The 26,089-nt window shown below is 70.5% G+C and carries 22 protein-coding genes and 1 pseudogene; 3 read left to right on the plus strand and 20 right to left on the minus strand.

What is annotated here, in order from left to right:
* Positions 1-18 precede the first annotated feature (18 nt).
* The 16 genes and pseudogenes from ACIQF0_RS08610 to ACIQF0_RS08685 form a co-directional block, all read right to left on the minus strand.
* Positions 19-465 carry a hypothetical protein gene (locus tag ACIQF0_RS08610; protein ID WP_330276647.1) on the minus strand — a complete coding sequence of 149 codons (447 nt, stop codon included), beginning with the start codon at positions 463-465 and terminating at the stop codon, positions 19-21.
* On the minus strand, positions 462-962 hold the full coding sequence (locus tag ACIQF0_RS08615; RefSeq protein ID WP_360029743.1) for a hypothetical protein: 501 nt from the start codon (positions 960-962) through the stop codon (positions 462-464). Before ACIQF0_RS08615 ends, ACIQF0_RS08610 begins: the two co-directional genes overlap by 4 nt.
* Positions 955-1,455 carry a hypothetical protein gene (locus ACIQF0_RS08620; protein WP_360029744.1) on the minus strand — a complete coding sequence of 167 codons (501 nt, stop codon included), beginning with the start codon at positions 1,453-1,455 and terminating at the stop codon, positions 955-957. The genes ACIQF0_RS08615 and ACIQF0_RS08620 overlap by 8 nt, the downstream gene beginning before the upstream one ends.
* Positions 1,452-1,775 carry a WXG100 family type VII secretion target gene (locus ACIQF0_RS08625; RefSeq protein WP_401026211.1) on the minus strand — a complete coding sequence of 108 codons (324 nt, stop codon included), beginning with the start codon at positions 1,773-1,775 and terminating at the stop codon, positions 1,452-1,454. Before ACIQF0_RS08625 ends, ACIQF0_RS08620 begins: the two co-directional genes overlap by 4 nt.
* Positions 1,776-1,787: 12 nt before the next feature.
* Complete coding sequence (locus ACIQF0_RS08630; protein WP_401026214.1) at positions 1,788-2,621, minus strand: hypothetical protein; 834 nt, start codon at positions 2,619-2,621, stop codon at positions 1,788-1,790.
* Between the two features lie 262 nt (positions 2,622-2,883).
* On the minus strand, positions 2,884-3,984 hold the full coding sequence (menC, locus tag ACIQF0_RS08635; protein WP_360029747.1) for an o-succinylbenzoate synthase: 1,101 nt from the start codon (positions 3,982-3,984) through the stop codon (positions 2,884-2,886).
* The gene (locus ACIQF0_RS08640) at positions 3,981-4,790 is read right to left on the minus strand and encodes a GNAT family N-acetyltransferase (protein WP_401026217.1); all 810 of its coding nucleotides are present in this window, start codon (positions 4,788-4,790) and stop codon (positions 3,981-3,983) included. Before ACIQF0_RS08640 ends, menC begins: the two co-directional genes overlap by 4 nt.
* The gene (locus ACIQF0_RS08645; protein WP_401026220.1) at positions 4,787-5,851 is read right to left on the minus strand and encodes a M20 family metallopeptidase; all 1,065 of its coding nucleotides are present in this window, start codon (positions 5,849-5,851) and stop codon (positions 4,787-4,789) included. Before ACIQF0_RS08645 ends, ACIQF0_RS08640 begins: the two co-directional genes overlap by 4 nt.
* Positions 5,851-9,072 carry a serine hydrolase gene (locus ACIQF0_RS08650; protein WP_401026223.1) on the minus strand — a complete coding sequence of 1,074 codons (3,222 nt, stop codon included), beginning with the start codon at positions 9,070-9,072 and terminating at the stop codon, positions 5,851-5,853. Before ACIQF0_RS08650 ends, ACIQF0_RS08645 begins: the two co-directional genes overlap by 1 nt.
* Entirely contained in the window at positions 9,069-10,100 is a 1,032-nt protein-coding gene (locus ACIQF0_RS08655; protein ID WP_401026226.1) for a dipeptidase, read from the minus strand. Before ACIQF0_RS08655 ends, ACIQF0_RS08650 begins: the two co-directional genes overlap by 4 nt.
* A 26-nt stretch (positions 10,101-10,126) precedes the next feature.
* Positions 10,127-10,804: pseudogene (locus tag ACIQF0_RS08660) on the minus strand (ABC transporter ATP-binding protein); the annotation flags it as partial.
* Complete coding sequence (locus ACIQF0_RS08665; RefSeq protein WP_401026228.1) at positions 10,801-12,630, minus strand: dipeptide/oligopeptide/nickel ABC transporter permease/ATP-binding protein; 1,830 nt, start codon at positions 12,628-12,630, stop codon at positions 10,801-10,803. The gene ACIQF0_RS08665 and the pseudogene ACIQF0_RS08660, both read right to left, overlap by 4 nt.
* Positions 12,631-12,736: 106 nt before the next feature.
* Positions 12,737-13,690, minus strand: a complete 954-nt coding sequence (locus tag ACIQF0_RS08670; RefSeq protein ID WP_401026231.1) for an ABC transporter permease — start codon at positions 13,688-13,690, stop codon at positions 12,737-12,739.
* Positions 13,687-15,255: an ABC transporter substrate-binding protein gene (locus ACIQF0_RS08675; protein WP_401026234.1), complete on the minus strand. Its 1,569-nt coding sequence runs from the start codon at positions 15,253-15,255 to the stop codon at positions 13,687-13,689. Before ACIQF0_RS08675 ends, ACIQF0_RS08670 begins: the two co-directional genes overlap by 4 nt.
* Positions 15,252-16,118 carry a serine hydrolase gene (locus ACIQF0_RS08680; RefSeq protein WP_401026237.1) on the minus strand — a complete coding sequence of 289 codons (867 nt, stop codon included), beginning with the start codon at positions 16,116-16,118 and terminating at the stop codon, positions 15,252-15,254. Before ACIQF0_RS08680 ends, ACIQF0_RS08675 begins: the two co-directional genes overlap by 4 nt.
* Positions 16,115-17,491: a serine hydrolase domain-containing protein gene (locus tag ACIQF0_RS08685; protein ID WP_360029756.1), complete on the minus strand. Its 1,377-nt coding sequence runs from the start codon at positions 17,489-17,491 to the stop codon at positions 16,115-16,117. Before ACIQF0_RS08685 ends, ACIQF0_RS08680 begins: the two co-directional genes overlap by 4 nt.
* Positions 17,492-17,727: 236 nt before the next feature.
* Between ACIQF0_RS08685 and ACIQF0_RS08690 the strand changes: the two genes are divergently transcribed.
* Together ACIQF0_RS08690 and ACIQF0_RS08695 are read left to right on the plus strand one after the other, a co-directional pair.
* A complete protein-coding gene (locus ACIQF0_RS08690; protein WP_401026241.1) occupies positions 17,728-18,459 on the plus strand; it encodes an ABC transporter ATP-binding protein in 732 nt (243 codons plus the stop codon).
* A complete protein-coding gene (locus ACIQF0_RS08695; RefSeq protein WP_401026243.1) occupies positions 18,456-20,939 on the plus strand; it encodes an FtsX-like permease family protein in 2,484 nt (827 codons plus the stop codon). Before ACIQF0_RS08690 ends, ACIQF0_RS08695 begins: the two co-directional genes overlap by 4 nt.
* A 39-nt stretch (positions 20,940-20,978) precedes the next feature.
* Here ACIQF0_RS08695 and ACIQF0_RS08700 read toward each other — a convergent pair whose 3' ends face one another.
* Complete coding sequence (locus ACIQF0_RS08700) at positions 20,979-22,295, minus strand: cytochrome P450 (RefSeq protein WP_401026246.1); 1,317 nt, start codon at positions 22,293-22,295, stop codon at positions 20,979-20,981.
* Positions 22,296-22,426: 131 nt separating this feature from the next.
* On the minus strand, positions 22,427-23,611 hold the full coding sequence (locus ACIQF0_RS08705) for a GNAT family N-acetyltransferase (RefSeq protein ID WP_401026248.1): 1,185 nt from the start codon (positions 23,609-23,611) through the stop codon (positions 22,427-22,429).
* Positions 23,612-23,672: 61 nt separating this feature from the next.
* Here ACIQF0_RS08705 and ACIQF0_RS08710 point away from each other — a divergent pair, with 61 nt between their 5' ends.
* Entirely contained in the window at positions 23,673-24,407 is a 735-nt protein-coding gene (locus ACIQF0_RS08710) for a class I SAM-dependent methyltransferase (protein WP_401026251.1), read from the plus strand.
* Here ACIQF0_RS08710 and ACIQF0_RS08715 read toward each other — a convergent pair whose 3' ends face one another.
* Positions 24,408-25,157: a DUF899 family protein gene (locus tag ACIQF0_RS08715; protein WP_401026254.1), complete on the minus strand. Its 750-nt coding sequence runs from the start codon at positions 25,155-25,157 to the stop codon at positions 24,408-24,410.
* Between the two features lie 74 nt (positions 25,158-25,231).
* The gene (locus tag ACIQF0_RS08720; RefSeq protein WP_401026256.1) at positions 25,232-26,077 is read right to left on the minus strand and encodes a hypothetical protein; all 846 of its coding nucleotides are present in this window, start codon (positions 26,075-26,077) and stop codon (positions 25,232-25,234) included.
* Positions 26,078-26,089 lie beyond the last annotated feature (12 nt).

Raw genomic sequence — 26,089 nt, forward strand, 5'->3', positions numbered from 1 at the left:
GTGCACCGGAACTGCTGTCTAGACCGGTTCGAGCAGCGCGGAGATCCGGGCGACCCGGCCGTTCGCACCGAACTCGAAGTGCAGATAGCGGTTGTTGACCTCGTACCGGTCGAAGCTCGGACCGCTGCGTTCCGGGCTGCCCAGGAACGCCGTGACCTCGTCGCGAGTGGCGGTGGCGGAGAGCCCCTGCACCAGCTCGCCGGGACGCGGGTACTCGCCGTAGGTCTCGTCCTCGGAATCCGGCTGGGTCCGCACCATCACCGAGGCCAGGACGTCGTCTTCGAAGAGCAGTTCCGTACCGGCCTCCTTGAAGACGAAGTACGTGGACTTCTCGCCGTCGAAGTCGTACTCGCTGACCTCCATCTGGGGGCCGACCAGGACGATCGCGTCGAGGATGCGGCTGTCACCCTGGCGGTGACCCAGGACGTCCAGCAGCACGGTGATCTCACCGGAGACCGTGGTCATATGCCCTTCTTTCGGTTCTCGGCTTTGATCTTGTCCAAGGCCGCGTCGACGTCCTTGGCCGAGTAGCCGTGAGCGAGGAGGTTCTTGCGGGTCGTAGCGTAGTCCCTGTTCGCGGCCTTGCTGAGGTCCGCCGCGTCGTCCTCGATCTGCTTCTTCGTGTTCTTGCCGCGGAAGGTGTCGCTCTTGGCGTGGACGTCTTTCGGGACCTCGATCGCGTTCGCCTTGTTGTGCAGGGCGTCGGCCTCTTGCTTCGTCAGTTTGCGGCCGAGCCGCTTCTCCTCGGCGCGCTTGAGCGCCGCCGACGACGGGATGTGGTCGTGCTCCAGGTTGTCGCCGACCTTCTCGCGCTTCTTGAGGTTGGCGTAGGAGTCGACGTCGAGCGCCTGAACGTTGTTGCCGGCCGGGCGCTTCGCCGTGCGCAGCTTCGTGCCGATGGGGTTGAAGACCCCGGCGTTGGTGATGGTCCTGTTCGCCTTGGGCTTCTTGACCTTAGGCATTGAGCACCTGGCTGATGGCGAGATCGATCGCCTGGTCGAGGAGGATCGAGGTGATCTCCTTGAAGATGGGGATCTCCAGCAGCGAGGCGCCGAACGTCGGGACCGCGGTGGCGATGGCCTGGGCGATCTGGACGGCGAGCATGACCAGCTGCACGACGACGGCGATCTTGAGCGCGACCACGACGCCCGCGCAGACGTAGAGGCCGGCACCGATCAGCGACGAGGCGGTTGCGCCGTCCTCGAGGTTCTTCTTCGGCGCCTCCTCGTCGGTCCAGAACGCCTTGAAGCCGTCGATGGCCGCGCCCCTGTTCGCGCTCAGCACCTGCTGGGCGTGCTCCTCGGCGGCGGCCGCGGCGGGGCCGAGCCGGTCGGCGAAGTCCGACCAGAGACCGCCGAGGTCGAAGAGCTTGCCCTCGTCGCTCTCCGGCCAGTTGAAGCCCAGGGTGTTGAGCAGTCCGGACAGCTCCGGGGGCAGCATCATGCCGGTGGTCATGCCTGTTCTCCCAACAGCTGCTGGAACGTGCCCTGGTTGGCGCTCTCGACGGCCGAGTAGTCGTCGGCCATGCCCTGGAGGTTCTGGCCGATCTCCGCGAGACCGTCGGCGTTGTCCTCGAACGACTCGAACGCGGCCTCGGAGACGATCTGGTAGATCGTGCCCAGCGCCGAGCCGAGCTCGTCGCCGCCGAACGCGCCGGTCAGACCTTCGACCTGGCTGCGGAACGCGGCGACGTCACTCGTCAGGGAGTCGCCGGTCCCCAGGATCTCCTTCGCGGATCCGCCGATCATCTCGGCGGACACTTCCATCCCGGACATCGTTGTCACTCCCTAGTCGACGGTGCGCATGATCGAGGTGAGGTTGGTCGTGTAGGCGCGCAGGTGCTGCATGCTCTGCTCGCGGACCTTTTCTGCCTGTTCACTGACTGCCTGCAACGCGGCGACGTCCAGCGCGGGTCTGTCCGCCGCGGCGGACAGACGTTCCCACTCGTCGATCGCCGTGTTGACCGCCTGGATCACCGCCTGCGTCAGTTGCGCGGGTGGGTACTGCAACGCGACGACCGTCAGCGACAAGGCATCGACCTGGCCGCTGGTAACGGCGGCGTTGACCTCGTTGTCGTCGTCACGGCCCTCGCCGACGACCATCGGCGCCGGATCCGCCGACAGCGCCGCCTGGGTGGAGGTCACCACGTCCATCGCGTCCTGGAACAGGTGGCCGACGTACTGGGGCGTGCTGTCACCGCTGATACCGGTCTTCGCCATCGACGCCTCGAGCAGGCCCTGAATCCGGTGCAACGCCTCGCCACCCTGCCGGGTGAAGTCCGCGAGTTGCTGACCCAGCGCGGCGAGGTCGGGGCCTGGATCACCGGCGCCGGGAGTGTCAATCAACGACTGTTCCAAGGCGGTGTTGATGGCCTCTCTCATCGGCTTCGACACGGCACCGGGCGGCTGCGTGAGCAGATCCGGGTGGATGTCGAGCCAGATGATCCGGCGGTTCCGCACCACGACACTCACGCCCGGCGCTGTGGCGACCGAGTCCTCGAGCTCGTACGGCTCTGGTGCCGGCGGCATGTACCCCGCTCTCGCCAACGCCAGCCGATGGTGCTGCTCAGCGAGCCGGGCCTCGTAATTCTGGCTTCCGTCCGCCCTGTCACCCTCTGTCATGGAATACCTCCCTGTTTCGGAGAGTAGCAACATGATCACGAGGCGATGACTCGAAGGGCTGAATGCTGTCCGTCGAACGGGCCATTTGATACGGAGAGTAGATATATCCGTAATTGATTGATCCGAATAGGGGACGTGGGATTTGAGATGCAGGAGTGCACAAGATGACGGGAACTGCCGCGGCGATCCCCACCGCGCGCTTCGAACGAAGCCGCACCGACCTGCAGGAGTGGTATCTCGGCAGGTCGGTGCGGCGTTGATGCTAAAGAGGAATCCACTCCGTCTTCACCGTCACCGCGTCCAGCACGTCGGGCAACGGCGTCACACCCAGCCCCGGCCCGGTCGGAACGGGCAGGTGGCCGTCCTGCAGCACGAACGGCTCCGTGACGTCCAGCTGGTAGTAGCGGCCGGACGCCGAGGTGTCGCCCGGCAGGGTGCAGCCCGGCAACGCCGCCAGCGCCACGTTCGCGGCCCTGCCGATGCCGGTCTCGAGCATCCCGCCGACCCACACCCCGATGTTGTTCGCCGCGCAGACGTCGTGAATGCGTCGCGCTTCCAGGTAACCGCCGACCCTGCCGGGCTTGATGTTGACGATCTGGCAGGCGCCGAGCCTGATCGCGTCGGCCGCCGACGACGCCGAGGTGATCGACTCGTCCAGGCAGATCGGGGTCCGCACCACCTTGGCGAGCTCGGCGTGGGCGAGCAGCTCCTCCTCGGCCAGCGGCTGCTCGATCAGCAGCAGGTCGAACGGGTCGAGCTTCGCGAGGTGCCGGGCGTCGCCCAGCGTGTACGCGGTGTTCGCGTCGACCTGCAACAACACGTCGTCACCGAACCGCTCCCGCACGGCCCGCACGGGTTCGACGTCCCAGCCCGGCTCGATCTTCAGCTTGATCCGCTCGTAGCCCTCGTCCAGGTAGCCGCCGACGGCGTCGAGCAGTTCGGGGATCGAGTTCATGATCCCGACCGACACCCCGCACGGCACGCGGTCGCGGACAGCGCCCAGCTCACGGCCGAACGACACCCCACGCGCGCGCAGTTCGGCGTCCAGGACGGCCATCTCCAACGCCGCCTTGGCCATCCGGTGGCCGTGGAAGCGGGCCAGCCGGGGCGCGACGGAGATGCCGTCGACCGGTCCGGTCAGCGCCGGGATGAAGAACCGCCGCAGCACGTCCGCGCAGCCCTCCACGTACTCCGGCGAGTACACCGGATCGACCAGGGCACCGCACTCGCCCCAGCCTTCGCCCTCGTCCGTGACGGCACGCAGCAGCAGCAACTGCCGCACGGTCTGCGTGCCGAACGAGGTGCGGAACGGCGACTTCAGCGGCATCTCGACCCAGCGGATCTCCACCCCGGTCAGCTTCACGACTCACTGCCCTTCTCGACGACGTACCAGCCGGACCTGTCGAACCCGGTTATCCGCGCACCGCTCGCGAGCAGCCCGCCGAGCACCTCCCGCACGGCGTGCCGCCACTCGTCGGCCACGGCCGGGTTCGTGGTCCGGAGCGACTCGATGTCCGGCGGCACGGCGACCAGAACCGTGCTGCCGGAACACACTCCCGGCACCGGCCGCCCGTCCTCGGAGATCCCGAGCCCGACCACGCCCGTCGCGCTGACGGTCCGCGGTCTGCCCTCGCACGCGGCCACGGCGGCGGGGGAGGAGATGCGCCAGCTGATCAGCAGCCGGTCGGTCTCGCCGCCGCCGTTGATGTCGTCGTGCATGTGGCCGTAGAAGTCGGGCAGGTACTCGGTCGCGTCGGCGCCGAGCTTGCCCAGGTTGAAGTACGCGTTGCGGCGCACCAGCGGGTCGAACGTCCAGCTGACCTCGGTGAGTCCGCGTTCGAGCGCCCAGGTCCGCTGGTCGAGCTTGAGCGCGTAGCCGACGTTGCGGCCCCGCATGCCCGCCGCCACCCCGGCGATGTGGCTGTGCAGCGCGCCGGCGGCGGGCGGCGAGCAGAACCCGATGCAGGCGCCCACCAGTACGTCGCCGTCGAACGCGCCCGCGACGTAGCTGCCCGCCTTCGTCATCGCCCGCAGCAGCTCGGCGGTGACCGGGGGAGTGCCGCCGGCGGCGGTCGGCCGCCAGATCGACTCGTACAACCGTTGTGTGGCCAGGAGTTCCGCGTAGTCCGTGAGCTGACGGACCACCACGTTCTGCTTCACCAGGGTCATGTCAGCTCCTTCACCAGCGCCGCGAGCAGCTGGGTGCGCGGAACGAGCTCCGACACCAGCACGTGCTCGCTCTCGGCGTGCGCGCCACCGCCGACGGCACCGAGGCCGTCGAGCGTCGGAATTCCCACGCCCGCGGTGAAGTTGCCGTCCGACGCGCCACCGACCGCAGCCTGGGTGATCCCTGGCAGGAGCCCGGAGGCGACCTCGAACAACGCGGACGACGCGGACAGCTCCAGCGGCGGGCGGTTCGGCCCGCCGGCCACCTCGACCTTCGCGCCGTCCAGCACAGGCTGCAGCGCCTTCATGTCCTCGTCGACCCGTTGCTGCTCGGCGAGGTTCCGCACCCGGACGTCCACCATGAACTTCCCTTGCGCGGGAACGGTGTTCGTCGTCGTGCCGGAGGAGAGCACGGTCGGCACGACGGTGGTCCCGGCGGCCGGGTCCGCCAGCAGTGAGACCTTGAGGATCTGGTGCGCGGCCTCGATCGTGGCGTTCACCCCGCGTTCGGGTTCGAGCCCGGCGTGCGAGGCGCGTCCGTGCAGCATCACCTCGTACATCGAGGTGCCCTTGCGCTCGGTCTTCAAAGCACCGCCGTCCGCAGAGCCCTCGCAGACCAGGACAGCGGTGTGCTCGACGGCCTCGGTCTCGATCAGCCCGCGCGACGTCGGCGAGCCGATCTCCTCGTCGCCGGTGATGAGAACCGTGACGCCGTCGGGAGAACCGAGCGCCGCGACGGCGTTGAAGATCATCGCGACGCCGGTCTTCATGTCGAAGCAACCCGGCCCGCGCAGCACGCCGCCCTGCACGCTGAACGGAATCCGCTCCAGCGTCCCGATCGGCCACACGGTGTCGTGGTGGCCGAGCAGCAACACCTTGCGCGGTCCCGATCCCAGCCGCCACCGCAGGTGCGTGCGGCCGTCGAGCACGATCCGTTCCGGCGGCGAGCCGAGCAGCGCGGCACCCAGCTGGGCGGTGACCTCGGCGCTGCGGGCGACCGCGGCCAGGTCGGTGGACGGCGACTCGCAGGACACGAGCCGCTCGATGTCGTCGATCAGGTTCATCAGGAGACCTTCGGCGTGGCGCGGACACCCATGTGGACGTACTGCTCCCCGGTGGGCAGCGTGTAGAAGACCAGCGAGGACCAGCTCTTCGAGTCCGGCCACAGGTAGAGGAAACGTCCGTCGCCGGCCGGGATGAGATCGATCGCGGGCGGCTTGGGGAACATGCCGGCCAGCGGACCGGTCGGCGTCACGTCGAGCTGCGGCCCGTGCTCGCCCTCGACGATGTCGAGCCTCATCGAGGCCCGCTCGTACCTGCCGAGGTACGGCGCGGTGTCCACAGTGGGCGGTTCGGCGTCCGGCTTGCGCGGCATCGGCATGTCGACGCCCGCCAGTTCGGCGAAGATCTCCTTGTACAGCTCCAGATACACCTCGCGAGCCGTGTCGCCGTTGGTCAGCAACGTGACCGCGAGGTCGTGCTCCGGCAGGATGCGCAGGAACGCGGACTGGCCGATGGTGTTGCCGTCGTGGCCGACCAGGCGTTGCCCGTCCCAGCCGAACCGGATCCAGCCGACGCCCCACGAGTCGCCCAGCGCCTCCTTGTCCGGCACGTCGGTCTGCTTCTCGGTCATCACGGCCGCGGACTCCTCCGACAGCACCCGCGTGCCGTCTTCCGCCACGCCGCCGTTGAGGTGCATGCGAGCGAACTTCAGCACGTCCTCCGCGCACGCGAAGATCGTTCCGGCCGGGCCGAGCGAGCGCGGCAGCATCCACACCGGCGCCGGCTCGAGCTTCTCGTCCTTCGTGACGTGGCCGACCGCGGCGCGGTGCAGCAGCGCTTCCTCCGGCAGCGTGCCCGCGCGGGTCAGGCCGAGCGGGACGTAGAGCCGCTCGCGCATCGCCACGTCCCACGTCTTGCCGGTGAGCTTCTCGATCACCCGGCCCGCCAGGACGAATCCGGCGTTGCTGTAGGAGAAGGTCGCGCCGAGCGGGTGGTTCTGGGCGGCGTCGGCGAGCAGTTCGGTGTAGCGCTCCAGGCAGTCGTCGCCGCGGCCGGTGTCGGTGAAGTTGTCGCCGTCGATGCCGCTGGTGTGCGTGAGGAGGTGCCGCATGGTCACCTTCTGCTCGACCACCGGGTCGGACAGCTTCAGCTCCGGCAGCACGTCCACGATCGGCGCGTCGAGGTCGAGCAGTCCCTCGTCGACGAGTTGCATGACGACCGTCGTCGTCCACACCTTGCCCATCGAACCGATCTGGAAGATCGTGTCCTCGGTGACCTCGACGCCGGTCGACAGGTTCAGCACGCCGTGGTGCGCCTGGATCGTGTCGCCCTTGTAGAGGATGCCGAGGGCCGCGCCCGGCAGGTCGTGCTTCTTCGCGAGTGCGGAAAGCCTGCGCTGCCAGTGCTTCGCGTCGAGGGGTTTGCGGTTCTCCGCGTGCTCGCGCACCCAGTCGGTCACGCGGCGGTTGAAGTCCGCGCGGTGCGACGGCTTGCCGTTGAGGATGAACAGGTGCGACTCGTCCGGGTAGAGCACCAGCTCGGTGGGCACGCTGTTCTGGCGCAGCGCGGTGAACCACTGCTCGGCCTGGCCGACGGGGCACCTGTCGTCGGCGGCGCCGTGGTAGATCAGGGTGGGCGTGCGGACGTCACCGACCTTCGTCAACGGGGACAGTTCCGCGAGGTGCCCGCCCTGGCCGCCGAGTTCGAGCTCGGTGACGTAGTGGCCCGCGTCGGACGTGCCGCCCATGCTGGTCAGGTCGCTGACCACGCCGCCCGCCACGGCCGCGGCGAACCTGCTGTCGCGGCTGGTCAGGTAACAGGTCATGTAGCCGCCGTAGCTGTAGCCGGTGACGGCGAGCTTCGCCGGATCCGCGAGTCCCTCGGCGACCAGCTCGTCGAGCGGCTCCAGGAAGTCCTTGGCGTCCGCCTTGCCCCACGCGCCGAGCGCGGCCTGGTAGAAGGCCTCGCCGTAGCCGTCGCTGCCGCGCGGGTTGAGCAGCAGCACCGCCCAGCCCTGCTGCGCCAGCACCTGGTGGTAGAGGTGGACCGGGTCCGCCGCGCCGTTCCACGCGTTGTGCGGGCCGCCGTGGATGTCGAGCAGCAGCGGCGCCGGACCGGTGGTTTCCGGGTCGCGGACCAGCCAGCCGTGCACGACCGTGCCGTCCGAGATCGTGAACTCGCGCTCCTCGCGGACGAACGGCGTGATCTCGTTGTGTCCGGTGTGGACGGTGGCCTCGCCCGTCGTCAGGTCGACGGTGGCGATCTCGCCGAACGAGGTCGGCGTGCCCAGGACGATGGCGGCGGTGTCACCGGCGACGGAAAGCCCTGCCACGACTCGGGAATCCCCGCCCAGGACCAGACGCGGCCCGTCCCCGCCTTCCAGGTCGACGGCGTAGAGCTGGGTGCAGCCGCGGTCGCGGGCGCAGAACAGCACCGTGTTCCCGTGCCGCACCGGCAGACCGCCGGGATAGCCCGCCATGCCGGGCATCAGGTTGCGGTCCAGCGACGCCGACAGGTTGCGCACCTCGCCGTCCAGTGACAGGTGCAGGAGGTCGAGGTGGCCGGTGTCCGTGGTGGTGCGTCCGATGACGAGCAGACCGGCCTCGGTCCACGTGACCGTTCCGGCCTGCCCGTCGGCCGAGCCGACGAGCCGGGGTTCGGTGGCGCCGTCGACCTCGACCACGTGCACCGCCGAGCGGAACGTCAGGTCGGCGTCCTCGTCGCGCGAGGCCGTGAAGGCGAGCTTCGTGCCGTCCGGGGACCACGAGGGCGCGCCGGCGTGCCAGTCGCCGCTGGTCAGCTGCCGCACCTCGCGGGTCTCGAGGTCGAGCACGTGCAGGTGGGCGCGGAGGCTGCGCAGGTAGCCGGATCCGTCGGCCTTGTGGAAGAGACGGCTCGTGACGATCGGCGCGGAGACGTCCGCGATGTCGACGGGCGCGGAGAACGCGAGCTTCGTGCCGTCCTCGCTCCACACCGGCGCGCCGGCGCCGAGGGGGAGGGTCGTCAGCTTCTCGGGTTCGCCGTCGAGCAGCCAGATCTGGGCCGGGCCGTCCTGGGCGCGCAGGAACGCGATCCTGCCGTCGGGCGACCATGCCGGCGCTGTGTCGGACTTGCCCCTGGTGAGCTGCTTCGCCTTGCCGTTCGACACCTTCCAGAGCGCGCGGTCGTCGCGGTCGTTCTCGCGGTCGGTGGTGCGCAGGACGTAGACGATCTCGGTTCCGTCGGGCGAGATCGCCGGCTGCTCCGGCAGCGCGTAGCCGTACAGGTCCTCGACGGTGGTCATGATGCGGATCCCCTCAGTTCGGAACGGAACAGGTCGAGCACGTTCTGGCCCAGGACGCGGACGATGTCGTCCTCGGGCCATCCCCTCTTCTGCAGAGCCTCGGTCACCAGCGGCAGTCCCGCGGGCCCTTCCAGGCCGGGCAGGAAGCGGTCGGTCGGGACGCCCTCGATGAACTGGGCCTCGCAGCACGGCGGCGTGGTGTCCTCCAGGACCTCCTTGACGAAGTCCGGGCCGAGGCCGACGTGCCGGACGCCCATGACGCCCGCGATGTGCTCGATGTGGTCGACCAGGCGGCCGATCGTGAAGTCGGACTCGTGCAGGAACGGCGCGAAGAAGTTCACGCACACCACGCCGCCGTTGTCCGCGATGCCCTTGAGCTGGGCGTCGGTCAGGTTGCGGTGGTGGTCGCGCAACGCCCGTGCCGACGAGTGCGTCGCCATCACCGGACGGGTGGAGAGCTCCAGCACGTGGTCGACGCCCGCCGCGCTCAGGTGGCTGACGTCGAAGATCATGCCGAGACGTTCCATCTCGGCGTGTGCGGCGACGCCCGCCCTGGTCAGCCTGCTGCCGGTGGCGTCCTCGCCGCTGCCGTCGGCCAGCGCGGTGCGGCCGAAGTGCGCGAGGGACGCGATCCGCACGCCCAGCCGGTGCAGCGTCTCCAGCAGTTCGACGTCCTCGCCGACGCCCGGCGCGCTCTCCAGCGCGAGCACGAGCGCGATGCGGTCGTCGGCCAGGGCCTCGTCGATCTCGGTGCCGGTGACGCAGAGCCTGGTCTCCGGGTTCGCCTCGGCGATCCGGTGGGCGACCTCGATCATCCGCAACGTCTGCCGCAGCGCGCCTTCCGGCCGGAACACGTCGTCGATGAACACCGGCAGGACCTGCAGGTTCACCCCGCCCGCCTGCAGTTGCGGCAGCCACCGCTCGCGGAAGTGCGGCACCCACCGCTCGACCGGGCGGTGGACGAGCGCGTCCAGGAGGTCGTTGTGGGTGTCCGCGACGACGCTGCGCCCGTGCAGATCGTCGATCATGAAGCCTCCAGCCTCGTGTCACGCCGGGGCGCGGCCGCGAGCAGCTCGCGCGTGTACTCGTGCTGGGGGTCGGCGAGCACCTGCGCGGCCGGCCCCTCCTCCACGATCCTGCCCGTCTTCATCACCGCGACGCGGTCGCTCACGTACCGCACGACGGCGAGGTTGTGCGAGATGAACAGCATGGTCAGGCCGAACTGTCGTTGCAGGTCGCGGACCAGGTTCAGGACGGCGCCCTGCACGGACACGTCCAGCGCGGACGTGATCTCGTCGGCGATGATCACCTTCGGCTTGCCCGCCAGCGCCCTGGCGAGCGCGACGCGCTGCCGCTGCCCGCCGGAGAGCCTCGCCGGCAGCGCGGTGGCCCGGCCGGGGTCGAGGTTCACCAGTTCGAGCAGCCTCGCGACCTCGGCCTTGCGGTCGGTGCCGCGCGGCATGGCCTCGGCGATCGTGTTGCCGATGCTCATCCTCGGGTCGAGCGACGAGTACGGGTCCTGGAAGACCATCTGGACCTTGCCGTCCGCGTGCACCGCGCCCTCGGTGGGCTTGATCAGGCGGACCGCGGTGGAGGCGAGGGTGGACTTGCCGGAGCCCGACTCGCCGACGAGGCCCAGGACCTGGCCCGACGGCACGGTGAGGCTGACGTCGTCGACCGCCGTGTGGTGGCCGAAGCGGACGGTGACGTTGCTGAACGTGAGATCGGTCATCGCGCACCTGCCAGTTCGGTCTCGGACTTCCAGCACGCGACCCGATGCCCGTCGCCGAAGGGTTCGAGCTCGGGTTCCTCGGTGCGGCACTGGTCGTCGGCGAGCGGGCAACGCGGTGCGAACGGGCACCCCTGGCCGATCTCGCCGGGCTCCGGCGGCCTGCCGGGGATGACCGCGAGCGGCGCGTCCCGGTCCGTGTCGAGGTCGGGTACCGCCTTGAGCAGAGCCGTCGTGTACGGGTGCCGCGCCGCCGTGAACAGTTCGTCCGTCGGCAGCTCCTCGACGATCCGGCCCGCGTACATCACGAGCACGCGATCGCAGGTCTGCGCCACGACGGTGATGTCGTGACTGATCAGCAACACCGCGGCACCACGCTCCTCGCGGATCCTGGCGAGCAGCTTGAGGACCTCGCGCTGCACCGTGACGTCGAGCGCGGTGGTGGGTTCGTCGGCGATCACCAGCTGGGGTTCGCCCATCAGTCCCATCGCGATCATGGCCCGCTGCCGCATGCCGCCGGAGAACTCGTGCGGGTACTGCTTCGCGCGGCGTTCCGGCTCCGGGATCCGCACCGCTTCGAGGCGGCCGATCGCCTTGCGCAGCGCGGCTTTGCGGCTCAGGCCCTGGTGCACCTCGGACACCTCGGCGACCTGCCCGCCGATGCGCCGCGTGGGGTTGAACGACGTCATCGGGTCCTGGAACACCATCGCCAGCCGCGTACCCAGTTCGCGGTCCGGGGTCTGGTCGAGCGGCTTTCCGTTGAACCGCAACGTGTCGGCGGTGACCGTGCCGGGATGTTCGACGAGCCGCGACACGGCCAGCGCCGTGAGGCTCTTGCCGGAGCCGGATTCGCCGACCACGCCGATCATCTCTCCGTTGTGGACGGTGAACGACACGCCTCGCACCGGCGAGATGCCGCCGGGGAAGGTGACGTGCAGGTTCCGGACGGTCAGCAGCCCGCTTTCGTTGGTGCCGCCGGTGGACTGCGGCGCGCGGACCGCGGTGCCCCGCGGTTGCTGGTCCCGGTGGCGTGCCGCCGCTGCCTCGCCGAACAGGTTGAACGCCAGACCCGCGAGCACCACGGCGATCGCGGGCCCCAGCGCGGGCGCGGGGGAGACGTAGATGCGGCTGAGGCCCTCGCCGAGCAGCCGCCCCCAGTCGTAGGAGGGTGCCTGCACGCCGATCCCGAGGAACGACAGCCCGGCGAACGCGGTCAGCGCCGAGCCCGCCACGAGGGTGGCGTTGATGACGAGCGGCTCGGCGATGTTGGGCAGGACGTGCCGGGTCAGCAGGCGGAACCGGCCCACCCCGCACACCCGCGCGGCCTTGATGAAGTCGCGTCCGCTCACCGAGGCCGTCAGGGTCTGGGTGAGCCGGGCGAACGACGGCGCGATCGCGAACGCGATGGCGAGCACCGCGCCGACCGTCCCGGTGCCGAAGATGACGGCGAAGAACAGTGCCAGCAACAGCCCGGGGAACGCGACGGCGATGTTGACCGCCGACGTGACGATCCTGGCCGCCCACCGCGGCAGCACCGAGGGCGCCGAGCCGAGGATCAGGCCGGTGACCACGCCGATCAGCGTCGCGAGCAGGGCCAGTCCGATGGTGAGCCTGGTCGCCACCAGCACGCGGTAGAAGATGTCGCGGCCGAGCTGGTCGGTGCCGAGGAGGTGCTCGGCGGACGGGCCCTGCTGGATGGCGTCGGTGTCGATGGCTCCGGCGCGGTCGCCCCACAGGAGCGGGGCGAAGATCGCCAGGGCGAGGAGGACCGCGAGCAGGACGGCGGAGGCCGCGCCCACGGGGGAGCGGAGAACAGCCAGGCGGCGCATCACGCCTCCCCGGCAGTCGGTGGCGTCGGACGGGGAGCGTTGACGGCACGCGGGCCGACCGGCCGTGCGGGCCGCTTCTCCCTGAGCGGCTGGGCGAGCGAGCGCATCACGCCTCCCTGATCGTCGAACGCGGATCGAGCAGCGCCAGCGCCACGTCGACGACCAGGTTCACCAGCAGCACCCCTGCCCCGTACACCAGCACGATTCCCTGCACCGCCGGGTAGTCCTTCTGCTGGATCGAACCGACGATGGTGGAGCCGAGCCCCGGCCACGCGAACACGTTCTCCACCAGCACGGTCCCCGCGACCAGGGCGGCGAGCATCATGCCGCCCAGGGTCAGGGTCGCGGTGACGGCGTTGGGCAGCGCGTGCCGCACGTACACCAGGCGCGACGGCAGCCGCTTGGCGCGGGCGGTGCGCACGAAGTCGTTGCCCAGCACGGAGAGCAGCTCGACCCGCACGATCCGGGCGAGCACCGCGGCCGGGCCGATGGCCAGCGCGAGCACCGGCAGCACCCACGAACCGGCGGCGTCGTTGCCCGCCACGGGGAACAGGCCCAGCTGCACGGCGAAGAGACTCACGAGCGCCACCGCGAGCAGGAACTCCGGGATCGCCGCGAGCACCACGCTGGACGAGGTGAACGCCAGCTCGCCGCCACGCCGGCGGCCGCCCCTGGTCAGGATCGCCATGACGACACCGACCGGCACCGCCACGACGACCACGACCAGGAACGCGAGCACCGCCAGCTGCACGGTCGCGGGCAGGCGGTCGCCGATGAGGTTCGCGACCGGCGTCCCGCTGATCAGCGAGGTGCCGAACTCGCCCTGGAACAACCCGGACAGGTAGTGCCAGTACTGCACGGGCAACGGGTCGTCGAGGCCGAGCGCGGCACGGCGGGAGGCGACGAGGTCCGGTGGCGCGGCCAGGCCCAGGGACTCGCGGACCGGGTCGCCGGGGATCAGGTGGATCATCAGGAACGCCGCCGTCACCAGGACCCACAGCGAGGTCAGGAAGCGCAGGGCCCGCCGCCGCGCGAACGGTGCCCAGCCGGCAACGGTCATGAGGCCAGCATCCGGATCGAGGTCGGGTCGATGCTGTCGCTGATCGTGAACTTCGCGCCCTTCACGAACGTGGGCACGACGGCGTCGAAGTACGGCACCATGCCGGCGTCGCGGACCAGGGCGGCCTCGGCCTTGTCCCAGTGCTCGCAGCCCGCGGTGCCGGCGAGGGACGCGGCCTTCTGCGACTCCGCGGCGAACTCGGCGTTGGTGACGTGGGCGAAGTTCACGCCCTCCGGCGGCACCGGGCCGGACGCGAACGACACCAGCTGGCTCGGCAGCGACAACGTCAGCGGCACCATCGCCGCGTCCCACGCGCCGGTGCCGAACAGCGTCTGGTTGATTCCCGCGGCGTCGACGGGCTGGATCTCCACCTTCACGCCGACGCCCTGCCACGCCTGCTGGATCAGCTCGGCGGTCGCGGTCAGCGTCGGGCCGAGGACGGTCGGCTGGAGCAGCTTGATCGTCAACGGGTTGCCGTCCTTCGACCGCGTGCCGTCCGCGCTGGCCCGCCATCCCGCGGCGTCGAGAGCACTGGAGGCGGCCGCCTTGTCGAACGCGGGCAGGTTCGGCGTCACGTTGTCGCCGGTGCACGGCCGGGGCTCGACAGTCACGAAACCCTTCGACGGCCTGCCCTTGCCGGTGGTCAGCACCTTGCCGACCTGGGCGAGGTCGAGCGCCTGCAGCAGCGCCTTGCGCACGGCCAGGTCCTTGCCGGGATGCCCCTCGACCTGGTTGAACGACAGCGTCCCCAGCGGGGTGGCGGTGTCGACGTGCTCGAGCTTCTGCCCGAGCAGGCGTTCCTGGTCGGGGCCCGCGACGGTCGCGGCGCTGAGCTGGCCGGACAGCAGCAGGTTCACGGCGGTCGTCTCGTTCGCGATCACCCGGACGACGACCTTGTCCGGCAGGCCCTGCTGGTCCTTCTGCCAGTCGCCGGGTCCCCACGCGAAGTCCTTGCGCCGCACCAGTGTGTAGTGGTCGTTCGGCACGATCTCGGAGACCGTGAACATGCCGGTGCCCTGCTCGCCCTTCGCGAGCAGCGAGCGGTCGCTCATGCCCTTGGCGCACACGATCGGCAGCGTGCCGACGTTGGTCAGCAGGAACGCGTCCGGTGCGCCGCTGGTGACGGTGACGGTGCGGGTCGCCTCGTCCGCCGTGGCCGTGGTGCCGGGAACGACCTGGAGCCCGGCGAGCGCCGACTTGTTCTTCGGGTCGCCGACGAACGTGATGTTCGCGGCGACGTCGGCGGCGGTCAGCGGTGCCCCGTCGGCGCACGTGATGCCTTGGCGCAGCGTGAAAGTGGCCGTCGTGGTGGTGGCGTCCCACTTCTCGGCGAGGCCGGAGACGATGTCACCGTTCGACGTGCGCTCGATCAGCCTGCCGTAGAGGAACCGGCCGACCTGGCGTGCCACCGACAGGACCGTGAGCGCGGGATCGAGCGAACCCGGATCCGCGGCGACCGACATCGTGAAGGTCTTGCCCTCGGCCAGGTCCTGGCCTCCGGGCGTGGCCGACGTCCCGCACCCGGCGAGGACGACGACTCCGAGCAGGGCTATCGCGCGCTTCATGACGTCCTCCGGAGCTGGTCGACGGCGAGTCGTCCGGCGCGGCCGATCACCGCGTCGGCGGCGGGGTCGCGCAGGTCGAGCGACTGAGAGCGGGTGAACACCGCGACGGCGTAGCTGTGGCCGTCGGGGTAGGTGACGACGCCCGCCTCGTTGCGGACGCTGGGCAGCGTGCCGGTCTTGGCGGCGACCTGGACGTCGGCGGGGAAGCCCGACGAGAGCCGGTGCGGCCAGATCTGCTGCGCCATGATCGTGCGAACCCGGTGACACGCCTCGGGTTCCGCGACGCGGTCGGTCCAGATGGCGTCGAGCAACGTGGTGATCTCCCTCGGCGTCGAGGAAGTGGTGCGTTCGGGATCCACGATGGACAGCTTCGAGACGCGCTCCCAGGTCGGACCCGCGAGCACCTCCTCGACGTCGTCCGTGCCCAGGTCCGCCGCCACGGAGGCGAAGAGGTCCTCGCAGCACCCCAGAATCCGGGTGCGCTCCAGACCGGCCTTGTCGAGCACCGCGTCGACCGCCGCCTGGCCGACGCGGTGGAACACGACGTCCGTCGCGGCGTTGTCGCTCATCGTCATCATGAACAACGCCAGGTCGCGCCAGCTCATCTCGACGTCGTCGGCACACCCCGCGGTGCCGATGCCGCCGATGCGGTAGCGGGACGTGACGCGCGTCCGTTCGGTCTCGTCGAGCCGTCCCGCCGCCACCTCGGCCGCGTAGGCGACGGTGACCGGGATCTTGAACACCGACGCCAGCACGACCTGGTCGTCCGCGCCGTGACCGGCTTCGGGGCCGTCCACCCCGATCTCGCGGGCGTGGACGAACCCCTCCACGCCCGCGCTCGCGAACACTTCGGCGAAGGTCACGGCGCCACCCGGCGGTCCGCACGGCCGGTGTGCAGGAACAACGCGCGCCCGTTGCCGTCGTCGCCGACGAACGCGTGCGGCATGTGGATGCCATGAACCGGTTCCGCCGCAACGAGTGTGTCGTCGCGCCACGGCACCAGCTCGGTCTTGCCCGCGGACTCCGGGCTCAGCTCGGCCATGATCCCCTTCGGGATGACCTCCATCCAGATCCGGCCGTCCTCGTCCTGGGTGACCACGCGCTCGCCGACCGCCGACACGTAGACGCCGGTGAACCGGTCGCCGTCGACGCGCGAGGGGTCCGCGGCGGGCTCGGGCATCGCCGGCAGTTCGACACCGGTGAGCTCGCGCAGCACGTGCCGGAAGATCGCCTGGTAGAGGTCGATGGTCTTGCCGCCGTTGGTCAGCAACGCGACCGCGACGCCGTGCTCGGGAACCAGGCGCAGGAAGGCGTTCTGCCCGATCGTGCCGCCGTCGTGGCCGATGACCGTCGCTTCCGGGTAGTGGAACAGCTCCCAGCCCAGGCCCCAGGCGTCGCCCATCAACGCGAGGTCGGGCACCTGCACCTGAACCTGTTGCATGGCCTCGACTCCGGCGGGCGACAACACGGAGGCGCCGGAGTTCATGTGCATCCGCGCGAACTTCAGCAGGTCGGCGGCGCTCATGGCGAGCACGGAACCGGCCGGGGCGTTCGACCGCACCAGGGACCAGACCGGCGCCACCTGCGGCCCGGCCTCCTCGTCGGGCGTAAGGTGCCCGACTGCGGCGCGGTGCATGATCGCCTCGTAGGCGTCCGCGGCGGCGTGGGTCAGGCCGAGCGGGGCGAACAGGTGCTCGCGCAGGCAGTCGTCGTACGGCTTGCCGCGCATGACCTCCACGATCCGGCCGAGCACGCAGTAGCCGGCGTTGTTGTAGCTGAACATCTCGCCGGGCGCGAAGAGCTGGGGCGTGTCGTGCAACGTGGCGACGTACTTCTCCACGCAGTCGTCACCGCGGCCGGTGTCGGTGAAGAGATCACCTTCGAAGCCCGAGGTGTGGTTCAGCAGCTGCCGCACCGTGATCCGCGCGGCGGCCTCCTCGTCGGCGATGCGGAACTCGGGCAGGTAGTCGCGCACGGGCGCGTCGAGGTCCAGCAGGTCCTCGTCGACGAGCTGCAGCGCGAGCGTCGCCGTCCAGACCTTGGTGATCGACCCGATCTGGAACAGCGAGTCGGTCGTCGTCTCGACGCCGGTGTTCTTGTTGAGCACGCCCGCCGCGGCCTCGGCCACGTCGTCGCCGACGGTGACGGCCACCGCGGCCCCCGGCACGTCGTGCTCGGCGGCCAGTCGCGGCAGGTTCTCCTGCAGCCACTCGTTGATCTCGTTGAGCTTGGACATCCGCGCCCCATCCCACGTCGACGTGACTCCGGTCACCGGCAACGCTAGGTTTCGGGGCCACGCGGTCACCTCGTCGCGGCCGACGAATCTGACCTTCCCGGTTCGTTCGCGCGGACGAACCCGCCTGGAGGTAGAGCCTGCTCCACCTGAGGCCGGGCAGCCTGCGTGATCGTTCCGCGCGGCTCGCGAAATTACGTTCTTGGCCAGAAGAACGTTGCGAGCCAAGGAGAAACGTGATGAGGGCAGACGCGCTGTCGTTGCAGGCGGTGCGGAAGGTGTACGGCTCTGGAGGCGGCGCCGTCACCGCGCTGGACGAGGTGACCGTCGGCATCCGGCGGGGCACGTTCACCGCCGTGATGGGACCGTCCGGCTCGGGCAAGAGCACCTTCCTGCACTGCGCGTCGGGCATGGACCGGCCGACGTCCGGCCGCGTGCTGCTCGGCGACACCGACCTCGGCGGCCTGAAGGAGGCCGCGCTGACGAAGGTGCGGCGGGACCGGATCGGGTTCGTCTTCCAGGCCTACAACCTGCTGCCGTCGCTGACGGTCGAGCAGAACATCACGCTGCCGCTGCGCCTGGCGGGCCGCGCGGCGGACCGAGGCTGGCTGACCGAGGTCGTCGGCAGGGTCGGCCTGGACGGGCGGCTGGACCGGCTGCCGTCCGAGCTGTCCGGTGGCCAGCAGCAACGCGTCGCGATCGCCCGCGCACTGGTCGCCCGGCCCGAGGTCGTGCTCGCCGACGAACCGACCGGCGCGCTGGACTCCCGGACCGCGCAGCAGGTGCTGACCCTGCTCCGGTCCATTGTGGACGAGATGGGGCAGACGGTGCTGATGGTCACGCACGACCCGGTGGCCGCTTCCGCCGCACACAGCGTGCTGTTCCTGGCCGACGGACGGCTGGCCGGCGAGCTCACCGGGCCGACGCCCGAGAAGGTCGCGGAGCGCATGACGCACCTCGGGGAGTGGTGACCGTGCTGAGTCTCGCCTGGCAGACCGTCAAGGCCCGCACCAGCGGGTTCATCGGGGCGTTCGTCGCGATCCTGTGCGGTACCGCGCTCGTCGCGGCCTGCGGGATCCTGATGGAGTCCGGCTTCCGCGGCGGCGTGCCGACCCAGCGGTACGCGGCCGCCGACGTGGTCGTCACCGGTGACCGGACCGTGCGGCCTCCCGGTGGCGACGTCCTGGCGTTCGAGCACGCCGCCGAACAGCCGTCCATCCCCGCCGCACTGGTCGCCAAGATCGCCGCGGTGCCGGGTGCGAAGGCCGTTCCCGAGCAGACCTTCCCCGCCGTGGTGGTGGGCGGGGACGGGCAGCCGCTCGCGAGCAAGCCGACCTTCGGCCACAACTGGGGCTCCGCGGTGCTGGCGCCGTTCAACTTGAAGGAGGGGAACCCGCCGAAGCCGGGCGAGGTCGTCCTGGACTCGGGTCTGGCGGCCGAGGCAGGGGTCGGCGTGGGCGGCGAGGTGCGGGTGATGACCCGCTCGGTCCCGGTGACCTATCGGGTCGCCGGTGTCGCCGAGGCCGGCGGAGGAGCACGCCAGGCGTCCGTCTTCTTCGACGAGGCCAGGGCGACCGAGCTGGCCGGGAGTCCTGACCGGGTGAGCGCCATCGGTGTGCTGGGCGCCGACGCCCAGCGGGTCGAGAACGCTCTCGCCGGCGACCACGTCACGGTGTCGTCCGGCGCCGACCGCAGTGCCGCCGAGTTCGACGACGTCAGCCAGACCAAGTCGATCCTCGCGATCCTGGCCGGCTCGTTCGGCGGCTACGCGGTGCTGGTGGCGATCTTCGTGGTGGCCAGCACCCTCGCGCTGACCGTCGAGCAACGCCGCCGCGAGTTCGCGCTGCTGCGGGCCGTCGGCGCGACGCCGCGGCAGATCCGCAGGCTGATCGGCGTCGAGACCACCGTCGTCTCGGTGATCGCGGGCGTGATCGGCAGCCTGGCCGGGATCGGCGTGAGCCTGGGCCTGCGGGCCGCGTTCGCGAAGATCGGCGTGGTGCCGGACGACTTCGCGCTCTCGATCAGCCCGATTCCGCTGGTCGCGGCACTGCTGATCGGCGTCGGCGCGGCGCGGCTCGCCGCGTGGAGCGCGTCGCGCAGGCCGTCGTCGATCAACCCGGTCGAGGCGCTGGGCGAGGCCGCCGTGCAGAAGCGGGACGTCGGCAAGGTGCGGCTGGCCATCGGCTGGGTCCTGGTCGCGATCGGGCTCGGCGCGACCGCGGTGCCGCTGTTCATCGGCGGGCAGATCGGCGCGGCGATGTCCGTGATGGCCGCGCTCGTGCTGATCATCGGCCTGACGCTGACCGGGCCGCGGGTGGTCGGGGCGGCGGTGCGGGTGATCGCGCCGGTGCTGGCCAGGTCCGGGGTGAGCGGGTACCTGGCGTCGGCGAACGTCCTGAAGAACTCGCGCAGGCTCGCGGCGGCCGTGACGCCGCTGATGCTGGCCGTCGGGTTCGCGGTGGTGAACTTCTACAGCCAGACGACGTTCACCGCCGCCGTGCAGCAGCAGACCGAGCGCTCGATCACCGCCGACCACGTGATCACCGGCGTCACCGGCGTGCCCGCCGAGGTAGTGAGGCAGATCGAGGGCGGCACGGCCACGTCGCTGGTGCGCACGCAGGTGATCACGGCCAGCAAGACCGGCGACAGCGTCGACGTGCAGAGCCGGCCCGCCAACGGGCTCGACTCCACGGCGAGCGGCCTGGTCGACCTCGGCGTCGTGTCCGGCAGCGTCGACGACCTCCGGCCCGGCACGGTGGCACTGGGCGCCGCGCACGCCTCCTGGGAGAACAAGAAGGTCGGCGACGACGTCGAGTTCTGGTTCGCCGACGGCCAGCAGGCGAAGCTGAAGGTCGTCGCGACCTACGAGCACGACCTCGCGTTCGGCGACTACGTGCTCTCCGCCGCCGACGCCCGCGCCCACACCAGGTCCGGTCTGGACAGTGCGGTGCTCGTGAAGGCAGCCGACCCCTCGACGCTCAACGCGCTGACCAGCCGCTATCCGGGCCTGCAGGTGACCGGACGGGTGGCGGCGCAGGACCGCAGCCAGGAACGGACCCAGTTCCTGCTCAACCTCGTCGCGGTCGGCGTGATCCTCGGTTACGTCGCGATCTCCGTGTCGAACACGCTGGTGATGTCCACGGCCGCACGGCGCCGCGAGTTCGCCCTGCTGCGCCTGGTCGGCACCGGACGCAGGCAGATCGTGCGGATGATGCGCGCCGAGGCGTTGCTGACCGTCGGACTGGCCGCGGTGCTGGGATCGCTGGTCGCGGCGGTGCCGCTGGGCGTCCTCGCGATCAGCCTGACCGGGAGCCCTCTGCCCGCCGGCTCGATCACGGTGTACCTGGGGGCGCTCGCCGGGGCGGTGCTGCTCGGCGTGGTGTCGATCGGTGTGTCGACGCGGATGTCGTTGCGCGCCAAACCCATCGACACCATCGGAACCCGCGAGTGAAAAAGGGGGAAGGCCACCGAGGTGGCCTTCCCCTTTTCTTCACAGAACCTGTTGGATCGGGCTGGGCTGCGTGCCGAGGTGGGTCGGCAGCGAGTGCAGCCCGTAGACGATCGAGAGCTTGCGGAACGACAGCGCGCCGGGGTCGGCCGCGAGGCGCATCTCCGGGAACCGGCGGACGAGCGCCGGGTAGGCGATCCGCAGTTCCATCTTCGCGAGCTCGGCGCCGATGCAGCGGTGCGCGCCATAGCCGAACGCGAGGTGCTGGCTCGCCGGACGGTCCGCCATGATCACGTCCGGCGTGGCGTACACGCTCGGGTCGCGGTTGGCCTGCGACAGCGAGCACGCCACGATGTCGCCGGCCTTGATCTTCGTCCCGGCGATCTCGATGTCGTGGCGGGCGATCCGCAGGAACGCCACCGACACGACGCTCAGGTGCCGCAGCAGCTCGTCGACCAGCCCGTTCACCGTCTTGTCGTCGCCGAGCGCCTTCTCGCGCAGCGCCGGGTCGCGCATCATCGCGAGCGCGCCGAGCGAGATCATGCTCGCGGTCGTCTCGAACCCGCCGGTGAGCAGCCCGTCCGCGAGACCCGCCAGCTCGTCGTCGCCCAGGTCGTCGCCGTGCTTGCGGACGAGCTCGCCGAGCAGCCCGTCGGTCGGGGCCAGGCGCTGGGCGCGCACCAGCTCCCGGAAGTAGACGATCGACTCGGAGACGGCCGACAGCGACGTCGTGGCCGCGCCGCCGAGGTCGAACCGCGAGACGCTGCGCCGCTGGAACTCCTCGCGCTCACTCGCGGGCACGCCCAGCAGCTCGCAGATCGTGAGCGCGGGCACCGTCATCGCGAAGTGCTCGACGAGGTCGACGGCACCGTCCTTCATGGACATCAGGTCGAGCTGGTCCGCGACGATCTGCTCGATCCGCGGCACGAGCCGGGAGAGCCGCCGCATGGTGAACTCCGGCGTGAGCACCTTGCGCAGCCGCGTGTGCTCCGGCGGGTCGCTGAACCCGAGCCCGCCCGGCGCCTCGTCCGAGAAGAGCCCCAGTTCCCGCAGGTGGCCGAAGTCGTTGCTGAACGCCTCGGAGTCCACGAGCACCTGCTTGGACGCCTCGTAGCCCGTCACCAGCCACACCGTGACCGGCAGCGGCAGCCGCGTGATCGGTCCGTGGGCCTGCATCCGCGCCAGCTCCGGCACCGGGTCCACCCCGTTGCGCCGCAGCGGGGCGAGCACGCGCGAGGGCACGAACCAGGACGACTCGAGGTCGAACCCGGTCTTGCTGAGGTGTGCGAGGAACCGCTTCCCCATCCACTCGGTCACGCGCGACCGGACGTCGGTCGCTGACTGCAGAACTTCCCACATGACGCGCTGCCCTTCGGCGGAAAGGGGATTACGGGTTGATGATGTCCATCGGAACGGACAATAACGACGCTGCCACGGGCACGCGTCATACCTGGGCCTAACGCGCCGTCATACTTTTGTCCAGATGTCGATCAGAACCAGTGCAGACAGTGCGGAGTGCGTTCGGAACGGAACAGAGCGTCAGCCTTTGCGGTGGATCCGTGCGCTTGGACGTGCCCCGCGCGAACGAGCGTGCTCGGCGTTGTTCCGCCCAGATAGAGCGAACCCAGGTCGCGCACGTCCAGTTCCAGGTCCGGATCGCGGGTGGTCTCCACGCATTCGGCCTTCCCGTCCTCGACGGTCAGCAGATAGCGGTGGCGTTCCTGGAGGAACGGGTCGTCGACGTCGAGCACGATCTCGCCGTCGGTGAGCCAGCCACGCGCGGTCAGCGCCCGCGGCACGTCCAGCAGCCGCACCCAGAGCCAGTCCATCTCGCCGCTCACCTGTCCCGCGTTGAAGTCCGCGAGCATCCAGCGCAGCGGATGGTCGGTGGGAACGTGCTTGAACACCACCTCGGTGACCAGGTCGTGGTCGAGCGCGAACCGGGCCAAAGCCGCGAACACGGCGTCGTCGGCGGTGATGATCTCGTCGACCGTCAGCGTGCCGTTGTCGAGCGCGTAGGTGGCGTACCCGTCCGGCCGGTCGCCATCTCGGTGGACGGCGACGTAGCGCGGTGCCCGTGTCATCGGAGGCATGCCCGCGCCCAGCGCCCACCAGCGGTGTGGCCTTCCCAGCGCGCCGGGCTGGGTGCGGCGGTAGTGGTCGTAGACCTGTTCCATGACGCCGGTGGCTTCGGATCGAGGGAGGACCTCGATCGAGCCCTTGCGCACCTGGGTCCTGAACGCGCTCTGGCCGCGCTGGATCGTCATGCGGCGCGTGTAGGTCGCCGGGCCGTACCCGAACCTGCCGTAGATCTCGCCCTCGCTCGCCAGCAGCACGGACAGGAACTCGCCGCGTTCGCGCAGCCCGTGGAGCTGGTGCCGCATCATCTCGGTGAGAACGCCCTGGCGGCGGTGCGTGGGCAGCACGCCGACCGCGGTGATCCCGGCGACGGGCACGACGACGTCGCCGGGCAGCGTCAGCTCGAACGAGTACGCGGTGGCCGTTCCGACGGCCTTGCCCTCCGACTCGGCCAGCAGGGTCCGGTCGATCTCGAGCGCCGACCACCAGAGGCCCCCGCCGTCCGGGCCCGGGGTCTCGGGGAAGCGCCCGAACGCGGTGTGGACGGTGCCGAGGAAGACGTCGAGGTCCTGGGCCGTCGTGGAACGGATCTGCACGCCACAGTGGACCGGTGGAAAGCCGGTGAGCACAAACGACTTTTCTGGCAGTGTCGGTGTGGTGACGAGCGCTGAGGACTTCGACCGCTGGTACGCCGACCGTGCCGCGTCGCCACTGGCCGACGAACTGGTGCGGCGGACGCTCGCCCTCCCACCGGGCCTGGAGTCGACGAGCGTGCTGAGCGGGGCAGGCCTCGACGAGGTCGCGGACGCCCTCGGTCTGGGGACTGGCCAGGTGCTGCTGGACCTGGCGTGCGGCCGGGGCGGGTACGGGCTGGAGATCGCGCGCCGCACCGGGTGCCGCCTGGTCGGCGTGGACTTCTCGGCCGTGGCGATCGAGCAGGCCAGAGAGCGCAGCGGTGGCGGCGACTTCCGGGTGGGAACGCTGACCGCCACCGGGTTGTGGTCGTCCTCGGTCGACGCGGTGCTGATCGTCGACGCCCTGCAGTTCGCGGAGTCCAAGCCGGACGCGCTGCGGGAGTGCCTGCGCGTGCTGCGGCTGGGAGGACGGCTGGTCGTCACCTGCTGGCAGGCGGTCGATCCCGGCGACGAGCGGGTCACGCGGCGGACCCGCGAGCTGGACCTGGCCGTGCAGCTTCCCGAGGCCGGGTTCACCGGCGTGGAGATCGCGGACAGGCCGGAGTGGAGGGTGACGGAGCGGCGGATGTGGGAGGAGGCGCTCACCGTCGAGGCACCCGATCCCGCGATGGTGTCGATGCAGGAGGAGGCGCGGCACGTTCTCCCGAACTTCGACAGAAGGCGCCGCCTCCTCGCCACCGCGGTCAAGCCGCGCTGATCAGTGGCAGTGGCCCTGCCGCCCCAGGGTCGTCACCGGCGTCGCGCCCGGGCGGGTCCACTGCGGAACGGGCCGGCTGTCCTCGCCCCAGCTGGAGTTCCCGTCCGAGTCCGTGCGCCAGAACCACCCCGCCTGCCGTGCCTCCGGCCAGCCCTCCGGGTGCCGCTCCCAGGCCTCGCCGCGCCCGTGCACGGTCATGTCGAGCAGCCCCAGCGACCCGTTGACCCGCTCGGTGCCGCGCCCCGTCGTGGAGTACGTGAGGAACGTGCGGTCACCATCGCGCAGATAGCTGGTCAGGTAGCCCATCTCACCGCCGACGGGCTCGTCCACACCGCGCACCGAGTACCACGGCTGCCGGTAGCCCATGAACTCCACGAACGCGGCCACCTCGTCCCACGCGCCCGTGGTCAGCATCGCGAACGAGACCCCGCGCGCGTTGAGGTAGGCGGCGTCGTCGAAGTGCCACGGAATGTGCGTGCAGCCCTCGCACTGCCCCTGGTGCGGCGCGCCGTCCCACCACATGTGCTTGTAGACCACGAGCTCGTCGCGGCCTTGGAACAGCTCCACGAACGGCACGGGTCCGTCGGCGCCGACCACCTCGACGGTGCCGTCGAACTCCACCATCGGCAGCCTCCGGCGTTCGGCCGCGATCGCGTCGCCCTCGCGGGTGTGGGCCTTCTCGCGGAGCAGGAGCTCGTCGCGGGCCTTCTGCCAGGTGGCGAGGTCGGTGACGGGCGGTCGTCCGGTCATGATCAGTCCTCCGTGGGGTGTGCGGGTGTCCTTCCACAACCACGTCGAAGCTGATCCCGCCCTCTCGACACGGCTCAGGGAAGCCATCTGCGGACGGCCCAGAGACACGGCTCGACTGTCCTCGGCCGCCGGGGCAGCGGATCGTCGCTGAGGAACGGCGCCCACTGACCACCGGTTCTGGGTCGCACCGGCTGCTCGCTGGTGCGGGCGAGCCAGACCCACAGCTCAGCGGAGATGGGGACGACCGTTCCTTCCGCGGGCCAGGCGTCGCCCGTCTGCGGATGCCGGGGGACGAGCAGGACGTCCGCCTCCGCGGTGGTGCCCGGTCCGGTCAGTCCCAGGGACAGGGCAGGCCCTCCTGACGGCCGCTGTGCGTCGAGTTCACGCCGGAACGTGTCCGCGAGCGGTCCGTCCGGAACGGTCACGGGCGCGCCTTCGGCGGCCTTCAGCACCCGGACGACGGCCACCGCCGCCGAGATCTCCGCGCGTGCCTGCCACCACTCGTCGGCGTCGGTCAACGGTGTGGTGTCCCAGTCGAACGACTCCCACTCGCGCACCGGCTCCGGATCGCCCGCGGGTCGCACGGCGTCAGGTTCGAATCGCACCACCTGCCACAGCGAGCAGTCATCGATCCGCGTGGCGACAGGCCGCCCGCACGCGCAGGCGAGGTTGGGGCCCTCGTGGCCGTCGATCCCGCAGCAGTAGCCGGCGAGCCGGTCCTCGATCCACGACAGACCGCGCACGTCACCGGGTGCGATGACGATCCGGTCCCGTCCGGCGTAGGTGCCGGCGGGCACCAGACTCGGCATGTACCGGATGCCGTTGCCCCACTGATGAACCACCTCGTGGTCAGGCCCGTCGACCTGCGTCAGCGGAACGGTCAGCTCCGACCCGCACGCCACGCACTCGAACACCACCACCGAACCATCATC

It is taken from the genome of Lentzea sp. NPDC092896, assembly GCF_044754905.1.
GTDB lineage: Bacteria > Actinomycetota > Actinomycetes > Mycobacteriales > Pseudonocardiaceae > Lentzea.

Bases quoted from the DNA above. Each gene is read 5' to 3' on its own strand.
- ACIQF0_RS08610 (WP_330276647.1), bottom strand. From the start codon at position 465: ATGACCACGGTCTCCGGTGAGATCACCGTGCTGCTGGACGTCCTGGGT.
- ACIQF0_RS08615 (WP_360029743.1), bottom strand. From the start codon at position 962: ATGCCTAAGGTCAAGAAGCCCAAGGCGAACAGGACCATCACCAACGCC.
- ACIQF0_RS08620 (WP_360029744.1), bottom strand. From the start codon at position 1,455: ATGACCACCGGCATGATGCTGCCCCCGGAGCTGTCCGGACTGCTCAAC.
- ACIQF0_RS08625 (WP_401026211.1), bottom strand. From the start codon at position 1,775: ATGTCCGGGATGGAAGTGTCCGCCGAGATGATCGGCGGATCCGCGAAG.
- ACIQF0_RS08630 (WP_401026214.1), bottom strand. From the start codon at position 2,621: ATGACAGAGGGTGACAGGGCGGACGGAAGCCAGAATTACGAGGCCCGG.
- ACIQF0_RS08640 (WP_401026217.1), bottom strand. From the start codon at position 4,790: ATGACCCTGGTGAAGCAGAACGTGGTGGTCCGTCAGCTCACGGACTAC.
- ACIQF0_RS08645 (WP_401026220.1), bottom strand. From the start codon at position 5,851: ATGAACCTGATCGACGACATCGAGCGGCTCGTGTCCTGCGAGTCGCCG.
- ACIQF0_RS08650 (WP_401026223.1), bottom strand. From the start codon at position 9,072: ATGACCACCGTCGAGGACCTGTACGGCTACGCGCTGCCGGAGCAGCCG.
- ACIQF0_RS08655 (WP_401026226.1), bottom strand. From the start codon at position 10,100: ATGATCGACGATCTGCACGGGCGCAGCGTCGTCGCGGACACCCACAAC.
- ACIQF0_RS08665 (WP_401026228.1), bottom strand. From the start codon at position 12,630: ATGCGCCGCCTGGCTGTTCTCCGCTCCCCCGTGGGCGCGGCCTCCGCC.
- ACIQF0_RS08670 (WP_401026231.1), bottom strand. From the start codon at position 13,690: ATGACCGTTGCCGGCTGGGCACCGTTCGCGCGGCGGCGGGCCCTGCGC.
- ACIQF0_RS08675 (WP_401026234.1), bottom strand. From the start codon at position 15,255: ATGAAGCGCGCGATAGCCCTGCTCGGAGTCGTCGTCCTCGCCGGGTGC.
- ACIQF0_RS08685 (WP_360029756.1), bottom strand. From the start codon at position 17,491: ATGTCCAAGCTCAACGAGATCAACGAGTGGCTGCAGGAGAACCTGCCG.
- ACIQF0_RS08690 (WP_401026241.1), top strand. From the start codon at position 17,728: ATGAGGGCAGACGCGCTGTCGTTGCAGGCGGTGCGGAAGGTGTACGGC.
- ACIQF0_RS08700 (WP_401026246.1), bottom strand. From the start codon at position 22,295: ATGTGGGAAGTTCTGCAGTCAGCGACCGACGTCCGGTCGCGCGTGACC.
- ACIQF0_RS08715 (WP_401026254.1), bottom strand. From the start codon at position 25,157: ATGACCGGACGACCGCCCGTCACCGACCTCGCCACCTGGCAGAAGGCC.